This is a genomic window from Paenibacillus agaridevorans, from assembly GCF_003112455.1.
Taxonomy (GTDB): Bacteria; Bacillota; Bacilli; order Paenibacillales; family Paenibacillaceae; genus Pristimantibacillus; species Pristimantibacillus agaridevorans.
The window spans coordinates 28,716-38,811 of sequence record NZ_BDQX01000292.1; the positions used below are offsets into that span (position 1 = coordinate 28,716).

Genomic DNA, 10,096 nt, shown 5'->3' on the forward strand with positions numbered 1-10,096 from the left:
TGCGCAGAGAAGTGGCGGACGATGCGCTGGACGAGGCGTATCTAAACGAGCTGAACGACGACATGCCCACGCTTGTGATCAAGAGCGGGCATTGGCCGGCGACGGCTCTGCTGCTCAAGGAGCATGACGAGCTGCGCTTCGATTATTTGCGCAATGTTACCGGCGTCGATTACGAGACGCATCTGGAAGTGGTCTATCATCTGTTATCCCTGGCAAGCAAACGGGTCGTTGCCGTAAAGATCCGAACGGATCGGGACGGAGCGTCGGTGCCTTCCGCAACGCCGGTATGGAGATCGGCCGAATGGAACGAACGCGAAATCTATGACCTGCTGGGTATCGACTTTCCCGGCCATCCCGACATGAGGCGCATCATGATGCCGGACGAATGGGTAGGGCATCCGCTTCGCAAAGACTACGAACCACTGGATTCGGAGGTGTAGCCGCTACCATGATCCGCACAGAGGAACTGCTGCTTAACGTTGGACCCCAGCATCCCAGCACGCACGGCGTCTTCCGGATCGTAGTCAAGCTGGATGGGGAAGTCATCACGGAAGCGACTCCGGTTATGGGTTATCTGCATAGAGGGACAGAGAAGCTCGCGGAAAATTTGAATTATACTCAGATCATTCCTTATACAGACCGGATGGATTACGTATCGGCGATGACCAACAATTATGTCCTCGTCCATACCGTAGAGAAAATGATGGGGCTGGAAGTGCCGCTTCGCGCGGAATTTCTCCGTCTGATCGTCATGGAACTGCAGCGGGTGGCCAGCCACCTCGTCTGGTGGGGCACCTACCTGCTCGACATCGGCGCGATGAGCCCGTTTCTGTACGCTTTCCGGGACCGCGAGATGATTATCAATTTGTTTAACGAGCTGTGCGGCGCACGGTTAACCTACAACTACATGCGCGTAGGCGGCGTCAAATGGGACGCTCCGCCCGGCTGGATGGATAAGGTCGAAGCCTTTATCCCCTATATGGAGAAGAAGCTCGAGGAATATGACAAGCTGGTGTCGGGCAACGAGATCTTTCTGGCGCGCATCCGAGGCGTCGGTCGATATGACGCGGATACGGCCATCAGCTACGGCTTGTCCGGCGCCAACCTGCGCTGCACGGGCGTGAAATGGGATCTTCGCAAGGAGGAGCCGTACAGTCTGTACGACCGGTTCGAATTCGACGTGCCCGTCGGCGAGAGCGGCGACTGCTACGACCGTTACCGCATCAGGTTGGAGGAGATTCGGCAAAGCCTCCGCATTCTAAAGCAGGCGGTCGCGCAATTTCCGAAGGATGGCGAGACGATGGGCAAGGTGCCAAGAGCCATTCGTCCGCCCGCAGGAGAAGCTTATGTGCGCATCGAGTCGCCGCGGGGCGAGATCGGCTGCCATATCGTATCCAAAGGCAAGGCTGAGCCGTACCGGCTCAAATTCAGACGTCCCTCCTTCGTCAACCTGGGTATCCTGCCCAAGCTGCTCGTCGGAGAGACGATGACGAACCTCATTACGATTCTCGGCGGCATCGATATCGTGGTCGGGGAGGTGGATTGCTGATGGGAGCTTGGCTGAACGAAAGCATGACTTGGGGCAACGCGTTCGTGTTGTTCATCTGGGCTGTCGTGTTTCTGCTCATTGTGCTTGGATTCGTCACGTATGCGATCTATTACGAGCGAAAGGTCATCGGTTGGATGCAGCTTCGCGTTGGTCCCAACCGCGTTGGACCGCTGGGACTTCTGCAGACCGTCGCGGATATTCTGAAGCTGCTGATCAAGGAGGATACGATTCCCCGCAAAGCGGACCGGCTGCTCTTTATTCTGGCTCCCGCGCTCGCGTTCGTGCCGGCCTTCGCGGTGCTTGCGGTCATTCCGTATACAGAGAAGCTGTATTTTGCCGATCTCAACGTGGGGCTGCTCTATTACGTGGCGCTGTCCGGCATTACGACGCTGGGGATGGTGCTGGGCGGATGGGCCTCCAACAACAAATATGCGCTTCTGGGCGGCATGCGTTCGGCGGCGCAGATGATCAGCTACGAGGTGCCGCTTGTTATCTCCGTCGTCGGGGTCGTTCTGCTGAGCGGCAGCCTGAACCTGAGGACCATCGTCGCCGCGCAGGGAGATTGGTTCTGGCAGTGGAATTTTCTGCCGCAGATTATCGGCTTCGTCGTCTTTTATATCGCGGCCGTATCGGAGCTAAACCGGACGCCGTTCGACCTGCCGGAGGCGGAATCGGAGCTCGTGGCCGGTTATCACGTCGAATACAGCGGCTTCCGCTTCGCGTTTTTTATGCTTGCCGAATACGTCTACGTCTATGCCATCGCGGCACTGACTACGGTTTTATTTCTGGGAGGATGGCATCCTCCGGCGCCGTTTCTTGATTTCGTGCCGGGTCTCGTCTGGTTCCTGCTCAAGTTCGTCGCCGTCGTCTTTTCGTTCTTCTGGATACGCGCCACCTTCCCGCGCGTGCGCATCGACCAATTGATGGGGCTGGGCTGGAAGGTGCTGCTGCCCGTCGCGCTGCTTAACGTGTTCTTGACGGCCCTGTACCTGGAGCTGTTCGTCAAATAACGATTGGAGGAATCGCCATGCTAAGCGGAATGCTGCAAGGCCTCGGCGTCACGCTGAAGTCGATGACGTCGCCGAAGGTCACGACATCCTATCCCGACGAGCCGATTCATATGCCGGACCGCTTCCGCGGCATCCAGCACTTCATCCCCGAGCTGTGCATCGTCTGCAACCAATGCGCCCGCATTTGCCCGACGGACTGCATTACGCTGACGGGCAAGCCGAACCCGGATCCCGAGAAGCGGGGCAAGGTCATCGACACTTTCGATATCAACTTCGAAATATGCATCCTGTGCGATCTGTGTACGGAGGTGTGCCCGACGGAAGCCATCGTCATGACGAACCACTTCGAGCTCGCGACGTACAGCCGGGACGACTTGTACAAGGACGCCGAGTGGTTGACGGACAACAACACGCTCGTGCGCAAGGATAACAACAACATCGGGGCTCCGGCCAAAGGAGGCGCCAAATAATTGTTTAACGTGGAGGTTAACGGACCATTTGTCGCCTTCTTCGTCTTCGCCGCCATTATGATCGGAGGCGCCGTGCTGATGATCAGCCTGGAGAAGGTCGTCCATATGGTTGTATCCATGGCGGCCGTCTTCCTTGGCCTTGCGGGGATGTACGTGCTGCTGGACGCGGAATTCGCGGCATTTGTCCAGGTGCTGATCTACGCCGGCGCCGTGTCGATCCTGATGGTATTCGGCATCATGATGACGAAACATAACGCGGCGAAGGAGCCCGTGCGCCCGCTGCACGAGACCTTGGCCGCCGTCGGGGCGCTCAGCCTGTTCGGGCTGCTGTTCTACGCGATCCGCCAGACGGACATACCGGAGACGGGGGCAGCCGGGGCAGGCGGGGCGCCCGGTGCAGTAACGGACAACACATTAGCGATCGGCGAGCTGCTCTACACGGGCTATATCGTGCCCTTCGAGTTGTTGTCCGTTCTGCTGACCGTGGCTTTTATCGGAGCCATCTCCCTGGCCAAGAAGGAGGCGGAATAACGATATGCTGCCATCATACCTGACGCTTGCCGCAATTTTGTTCTGTATCGGCCTGTATGGCGCACTCGCCAAGCGCAACGCCATTATTGTCCTGCTATCTCTTGAGCTGATGCTGAACGCGGTCAATCTGAATTTGATTGCCTTCTCGAAGTATGGAGTCGTCCCGTCCTTGACGGGACAGATTTTCTCGGTCTTTACGATTACGGTCGCCGCTGCGGAAGCCGCAGTTGCCGTAGCGGTGCTTATCGCGCTTTTCCGGGCGCGCGGCACCGTGGACGTCGAACATATGAATGCCATGAGGAGGTGAAGCGGGTATGGACTTCTATACGAAATCGGCCTGGGTCATTCCGCTCATCCCGCTTGCCGCGTTTCTGGCGCTCACGGCGCTAGGGCGGAATTACCGCAAGGCCGGCGTCATAATCGGCACATTTGCCGCGCTGGCGTCGTTCGCGATGTCCGTGCTGGTGCTGGTGGAACGGTTCGGGCAGGATGCGGTCGACTACAACTATAGCTTCGACTGGATCCGAATCAGCGGCTATACCCTAGAGATCGGCTTCGAGGTGACTAATCTGACGGCGCTGATGCTTATCGTCGTTACCTTCGTCGCTTTGCTGGTCAACGTGTATTCGGCCGGCTATATGAAAAATGACGAACGAATTACCGTTTTCTACGGTTACATATCCCTGTTTACCTTCTCCATGCTGGGGCTGGTGCTGTCGGACAATATGCTCTCCCTGTACATCTTCTGGGAGCTCGTCGGCGTATGCTCCTTCCTGTTAGTAGGCTTCTGGTATACGAAACCGGCCGCCAAGGCGGCTGCCAAGAAAGCTTTCATCGTGACAAGAATCGGCGATGCCGCGCTCTTGATCGGCATTCTGCTCCTGTTCTGGTACATGCCGGATCATGCGCTTGGCTTTACGATGATAGAAAGCGTCTTCGAGGGGCAAGGAGGCATCATCGCCACCGGCATTACGACCGTTATCGCGCTGCTTATCTTCCTCGGCGCGGTGGGCAAGTCGGGACAATTCCCGCTGCATGTTTGGCTGCCGGACGCGATGGAGGGACCTACGCCGATCAGCGCGCTTATTCACGCCGCGACAATGGTGGCCGCCGGCGTCTACCTGTTGGCGCGTACGTTTCCCATTTTTGAGGCTTCCCTGTTCGCGAGCGATGTCGTCGCTTACGTCGGAGGCTTTACGGCATTGTTCGCCGCAACGATCGCTCTCGCGCAAAACGATCTCAAGCGCGTATTGGCCTATTCTACGATCAGCCAGCTTGGTTACATGTTTATGGCGATCGGGCTTGGTTCCTGGACGGGCGGCATCTTCCATCTCTTTACGCATGCCTTCTTCAAAGCACTATTGTTCCTCGCCGCAGGCAGCGTTATCCATGCCGTCCATACGCAGAATATTCAGGAGATGGGCGGGCTGCACGCCCGCATGCGCATAACGACGGCGACCTTCGCTGTCGGGGCGCTTGCGCTGGCAGGCATTCCTCCGCTGGCGGGCTTCTGGTCGAAGGACGCCATAATGGCGGTCGCGCTGGAGCAAAATCTCTTCCTCTTTGCGGTCGGTCTCGCGGCGGCGTTGTGTACGGCCCTGTACATGACGAGAGTGTTCGTGTTGGTCTTCCTTGGCAAGCCGAAAACGGGCTCGGAGGGCGGATTGGAAAGTCCGACCGTTCGAGCCGGCGGAGCGGGAGGGGCGAAGGAGTCGCCTCGTACGATGACCTTGCCGCTTGTCGTGCTTGCGCTCGCGGCTATCGCCGCGGGTTTCGTCGAAACGCCATGGAACGGTTGGCTTGGCGGCTGGTTGTCCGGCGAAGAAGCGGTTGCGCATGTGAGCCCGGCTGCCATCATAGGGTCAATCGCAGTGGCGGCAGCAGGCATATATCTAGGGTGGCGATTCTACGGATCAGACCGAACTCGTCCCGCCGTCGTCAAGGAAGCCGCGCCTTGGCTCGCAAGGCTGCTGGAGCGTAAATATTACGTAGACGAGGCTTACGAGTTCGTCTTCGTAAGAGGGCTTCGAGCTCTCGGCACCTTGCTGGGCGCCTTCGACACATACATCATTGGCGGCCTTGTTAAGCTGGCGGGTTCGGCAGCCGGCATATCCGGCAAGATGGCTCTAAGGCTGCAGAACGGCAGCATCGGGACCTACAGTCTGGCCGCCGTCATCGGCATGGTCGTGCTTGCGGCCGCGATCATCGGAAGGAGGCTGTTGTCATGAGCATTCTCTCCGACATTCCGGTATTGTCGATTCTGCTGCTGCTTCCAGTGCTTGGATTGCTTGTTCTGTTGCTTATCCCCAAGAATCGTCATCGCGCCATCACCGCCGTTGCCGTCGTCGCGACGCTGCTTCCTATCGTGTTGTCGCTGTGGTTGTACACCGACTTCGACAAGCAGCAAGGGGGAGCGACTTACCGCGAAGACGCGGTCTGGCTGGAAGTGCCCGTTAATCATGAATGGACACAGGAAGCCGACATCATCTTCTCCTTTGACTATTCGCTTGGCATCGACGGTTTGTCTCTGCCGCTCTTGCTGCTGACGACGGTCGTGACGGCGATGGCGGCGCTTGCGGCCATTCACGTCAAAAAGCGGCGCAAGGCGTTTTACGCCTGGTTCCTGCTGCTGGAAGCGGGTATGCTGGGTGTGTTTATGGCACGCGATTTGTTTCTGTTTTTTATCTTTTTCGAAATTACGCTGGTCGCGGCTTACTTCCTGATCGGCATCTGGGGTTATTACAACCGAGAGAGGACGGCGAATCAATTCCTGATCTATAACGGAATAGGTTCCGCGCTCATGCTGATCGCTTTCGTCCTGCTCGTTAATACGGCAGGCTTCCGAATGGAGGAAACGGCCCGCGGCCTGGAGATGATCTACAGCGGAAGCTATGCCGATATTTTACGGAATCTGGCCGATCCCAATGCTTGGGTGAATCTGCCTGGCGCAGCGGCGGGCGGAACCAATCCGTTCGAGATGAGCGGCGGCATGGCCTGGACAATTTTCGTGCTTCTGTTGATCGGTTTCGGCATCAAGCTGCCGATATTCCCGTTCCATACCTGGATGCTGAAGGTGCATGCGGAAGCACCTCCGGCCGTTGTCATGATCCACTCCGGCATCCTGCTTAAGATGGGGGCGTACGGCTTCATCCGCTTCGGCTTGCTGCTCTTTCCCGAGCAGGCGCGCGAATGGGCGGTGGCGCTTGCAACGCTTGGTCTCATCAACTTGCTGTACGGCGCCGTGCTCGCGTTCCGGCAGACGGAATTTAAGCTGGTGCTCGCTTACTCGTCGATCAGCCATATGGGCATCGTGCTGCTGGGACTTGCGGCTTTTAATGAAATCGGGCTGCAAGGGGCGATTGTCCAGCTGGTATCGCATGGCTTTATCTCCGCGCTGCTGTTTCTGATCGTCGGCAGCTTGTATGAGCGGACGGGAACGACGGAGCTTCCCGCGCTTGGCGGCTTGGCGAGATCCATGCCGTTTATGAGCGGAATGCTGCTCGCCGCGGGACTCGCTTCGTTAGGCTTGCCGGGGCTCTCCGGCTTCGTCGGCGAGCTGCTGTCGCTGCTGGGTCTGTTCGAATCCATGCGCTGGGTGACGGCTGCCGCGGTGCTTGGCATTATTTTGACGGCGGCTTATATGCTGCGAAGCGTGCTTGGCATTACGTTCGGCGAGAGGCGGGAGGAGCATGCGGCGCTTAGGGATGCAAGGTTCGTCGAGGCGCTGCCCATGATCGTGCTGCTGGCGTTTATTGTGCTGCTGGGCTGCTACCCTTCCGTACTGACGGATACGGTGGGAGTCAGCGTCGAAGGTTTTATGGATCAATTATTCGCAACCAGGTCAGGGGGTTAGGTCATGCCGGACAATACGGGATTTTTGCCTCTTACTTGGCCCGACATGCTGCTCATGGCTCCTGAATTGCTGCTGGGCGTTGGCTTTATTGCATTGGTCGTGCTGGACTTATTTCTCCCTAGAAGGATAAGCCGCTCCTGGATTGGCGGTTTGACGCTGGCAAGTTTGCTGGGCGCTGCTCTGCTTGTGTGGCTACGCATGAACGAAATGAATGTTGGAGCAGGAGATGCGGGGGTGCTCTCGCTCCTCGGGGACAGCTATCGGATCGACGACTTCGGGAGTTTGATGAAGCTGATCTTCCTGCTCGGCACGGCGCTCGTCGTCTTGCTGGGACTAGGGACGGCTTCGCGCGACGACGCCATTACGGATAAAGGCGAATATTATTACCTCCTGCTGCCAGCCGCGATCGGCGCCATGGCGATGGCTTCTTCCGCCAATCTGGTGACGCTGTACATCGGCCTGGAGCTGATGAGCATGACCAGCTACGTATTGGTCGCCATGCGTCGCAGGAATGATCGATCCGCGGAAGCGGCGTTTAAGTACGTCGTGACGGGAAGCATTTCGTCGGCGTTCATTTTGTTCGGCATGTCGTATTTGTACGGGGTCACCGGCTCGGTGCAGTTGAGCGGAATTGGCCAGGCCCTGCCTATGGCGGTGGAAAATTACGAGGCGTTCGTCTACGTCGGCTTCGGCATGATGCTGGCGGGCTTCGGCGTAAAGGTCGCCGCCGCGCCGTTCCATGCCTGGTCGCTGGACGTCTATCAGGGGGCTCCGACGCCGGTTGCCGCATTTCTAACGGTGGTATCCAAGGGAGCTACGCTTGCCGTCGTGTTGCGCATTTTGTACTCGACGGGATTGTTCGCCGCGATCGACGCGTCGGGCAAGGGAGTCGGCGACGATATGTTCTTCGCGGTGCTGTTGGTTGCAGCAATCGCAATGCTTGTAGGTACGCTCGCCGCGCTGCGGCAATTGAACGTGAAGCGGCTGCTGGCGCTGTCCGGCGTCGCGAACGCGGGTTACTTGCTCGTCCCGATCGGGCTGTCCATTACGATGGTACATAGCAACAACGTGACGGAGCTTATCTTCTATCTCGCGGCTTATCTGCTGATGACGATCGGCGCCTTCGCGGTATTGACGGTTGTAAGCCGCGCGGTCGGCCATGACGAGCTGAGGGGATTCGCGGGCATGTATTATCGGGCTCCGTGGACGGCGGCGGCCATGGTTATCTTTCTGCTGTCGCTGGCGGGACTGCCGATCTCGGGAGGGTTCTTCGGCAAGCTGTTCATCCTGTTGGGGGCGGCGAACGCCAAAGCCTACTGGATCGTGGCGGCGATGGTGCTAAGCAGCGTAATCTCGTATTACTTCTACTTTGGCTTTATTCGCCAGATGTTTATGCGGGGCGGTTCCGAAGAGCGGATCACGATTCCGCCGGCAATCGGCATCGTAATCTGGTTCTGCGCGGCCGGCACGCTGATCCTCGGCGTTTATCCGGAATTGCTGGTGGAGGGGATCGACGCCGTGTTTTCGTTCCAGGGAGATTTGATGAATGTAGAATAGTGCTAGAGTTGAGCAGGTTGGGAAGAGAGCAGGAAGAGAAAAACGGAAGAGTACAGGAAGAAGGAAGAGCACGGGAAAACGGAAGCTGGAAGAGAAACGGAAGAGAACGGGAAGAAGGAAGAGCACAGGAAGAAGGAAGAGCACAGGAAGAGAAACGGTAAATGGTGGGGAAGCCTCCGTGGCGGAGTCGTTATGCATGTCATAATGACTTTGCGAAGCGGGGGCTTTTTTGTTGTTGGCGCGGAATGTACGTTGTAGCCCCGGAATTTGCGGATTGCAGGGCGAGTGGGAGTCTGGAGGAGCTGTAAGCCGATTTTTTCGGATTGCGGGGTGCGAGAGGGAGATTTCCGAGGTATAAGTCGATGCCGCCGACCTAACTGCCCGCGACGCTCGGATTTTGAGGTTTAAGTCGATGTCGGCGACCTAACTGCCCCGCGACGTTCGGATTTTGAGGTTTAAGTCGATGAGGCCGACCTAACTGCCCCGCGACGTTCGGATTTCAGGGTTTAAGTCGATAGCATCGACCTAACTGCCCCGCGACGCTCGAATTTTGAGGTTTAAGTCGATGAGGCCGACCTAACTGCCCCGCGACGTTCGGATTTCGAGGTTTAAGTCGATGGAGCCAACCTAGCCGCGCCTCCGCCACCCATTTCGATGGATCACAGTTGGGGCATTAAACCGAGTTTGTGTGAGTTGCAGCCTGAGTATGAGAGTAACTATTGGCGGATAGGGCTCATGCGAAAGAGGCGTAAGAGAGTGGCTAAATGTGATTTTTCTGCTATGTGTGGGCAGGGATTCCGACGGGAATTCATCTTTCATGGGGGCGAGAGAGCTGGGGCAATGCAGGTCGGTCGACGGAGTTGAAAAAATAAGTGGCGACGGACCGAAACCTCGAGGCTTGTACGAAGGTATAAAGGAGGAGAGTGATTCAGCAGGTTGGCAATGTAGGTCTTTTCGGCTGTTTCCTTTTTTGGTGCTACTAAAAGAAGGGGTTACGTATGGAGGGGTCGAATGACTACTAAAATACGTAAAAAGGCAGAATATTAATGAATACAATACGCAATTGGTTCACGCATAGACAATCGCTTTCGGACGCGCAGCCGCGCCTCGAGCGCCCCACCCCACC

9 protein-coding genes are annotated in these 10,096 nt (G+C 57.3%); all 9 read left to right on the forward strand.

Going from position 1 to position 10,096, the window contains the following annotated elements; genetic code table 11:
• A partial coding sequence (locus PAT3040_RS38975; protein ID WP_258235144.1) for an NADH-quinone oxidoreductase subunit C occupies nt 1-440 on the forward strand: 440 nt, incomplete at its 5' end.
• Nucleotides 441-448: 8 nt separating this feature from the next.
• On the forward strand, nt 449-1,549 hold the full coding sequence (locus PAT3040_RS24710; RefSeq protein WP_108994780.1) for an NADH-quinone oxidoreductase subunit D: 1,101 nt from the start codon (nt 449-451) through the stop codon (nt 1,547-1,549).
• Nucleotides 1,549-2,559 carry an NADH-quinone oxidoreductase subunit NuoH gene (gene nuoH / locus PAT3040_RS24715; RefSeq protein WP_087569479.1) on the forward strand — a complete coding sequence of 337 codons (1,011 nt, stop codon included), beginning with the start codon at nt 1,549-1,551 and terminating at the stop codon, nt 2,557-2,559. The genes PAT3040_RS24710 and nuoH overlap by 1 nt, the downstream gene beginning before the upstream one ends.
• Before the next feature lie 17 nt (nt 2,560-2,576).
• The gene (nuoI, locus tag PAT3040_RS24720; RefSeq protein WP_087569478.1) at nt 2,577-3,029 is read left to right on the forward strand and encodes an NADH-quinone oxidoreductase subunit NuoI; all 453 of its coding nucleotides are present in this window, start codon (nt 2,577-2,579) and stop codon (nt 3,027-3,029) included.
• On the forward strand, nt 3,030-3,560 hold the full coding sequence (locus PAT3040_RS24725) for an NADH-quinone oxidoreductase subunit J (RefSeq protein WP_108994781.1): 531 nt from the start codon (nt 3,030-3,032) through the stop codon (nt 3,558-3,560).
• Nucleotides 3,561-3,564: 4 nt separating this feature from the next.
• Nucleotides 3,565-3,867 (forward strand): NADH-quinone oxidoreductase subunit NuoK, encoded by a 303-nt coding sequence (gene nuoK / locus PAT3040_RS24730; protein WP_087569476.1) that lies wholly within the window; start codon nt 3,565-3,567, stop codon nt 3,865-3,867.
• A 7-nt stretch (nt 3,868-3,874) separates the two neighbouring features.
• Complete coding sequence (nuoL, locus tag PAT3040_RS24735) at nt 3,875-5,788, forward strand: NADH-quinone oxidoreductase subunit L (RefSeq protein ID WP_108994782.1); 1,914 nt, start codon at nt 3,875-3,877, stop codon at nt 5,786-5,788.
• Nucleotides 5,785-7,413: a complex I subunit 4 family protein gene (locus PAT3040_RS24740; RefSeq protein WP_246608430.1), complete on the forward strand. Its 1,629-nt coding sequence runs from the start codon at nt 5,785-5,787 to the stop codon at nt 7,411-7,413. Before nuoL ends, PAT3040_RS24740 begins: the two co-directional genes overlap by 4 nt.
• Before the next feature lie 3 nt (nt 7,414-7,416).
• A complete protein-coding gene (locus tag PAT3040_RS24745) occupies nt 7,417-8,970 on the forward strand; it encodes an NADH-quinone oxidoreductase subunit N (RefSeq protein ID WP_108994783.1) in 1,554 nt (517 codons plus the stop codon).
• The last annotated feature ends 1,126 nt before the right edge of the window (nt 8,971-10,096 follow it).

Bases quoted from the DNA above. Each gene is read 5' to 3' on its own strand.
- PAT3040_RS24710 (WP_108994780.1), top strand. From the start codon at position 449: ATGATCCGCACAGAGGAACTGCTGCTTAACGTTGGACCCCAGCATCCC.
- PAT3040_RS24745 (WP_108994783.1), top strand. From the start codon at position 7,417: ATGCCGGACAATACGGGATTTTTGCCTCTTACTTGGCCCGACATGCTG.
- nuoH (WP_087569479.1), top strand. From the start codon at position 1,549: ATGGGAGCTTGGCTGAACGAAAGCATGACTTGGGGCAACGCGTTCGTG.
- nuoI (WP_087569478.1), top strand. From the start codon at position 2,577: ATGCTAAGCGGAATGCTGCAAGGCCTCGGCGTCACGCTGAAGTCGATG.
- PAT3040_RS24740 (WP_246608430.1), top strand. From the start codon at position 5,785: ATGAGCATTCTCTCCGACATTCCGGTATTGTCGATTCTGCTGCTGCTT.
- nuoL (WP_108994782.1), top strand. From the start codon at position 3,875: ATGGACTTCTATACGAAATCGGCCTGGGTCATTCCGCTCATCCCGCTT.
- nuoK (WP_087569476.1), top strand. From the start codon at position 3,565: ATGCTGCCATCATACCTGACGCTTGCCGCAATTTTGTTCTGTATCGGC.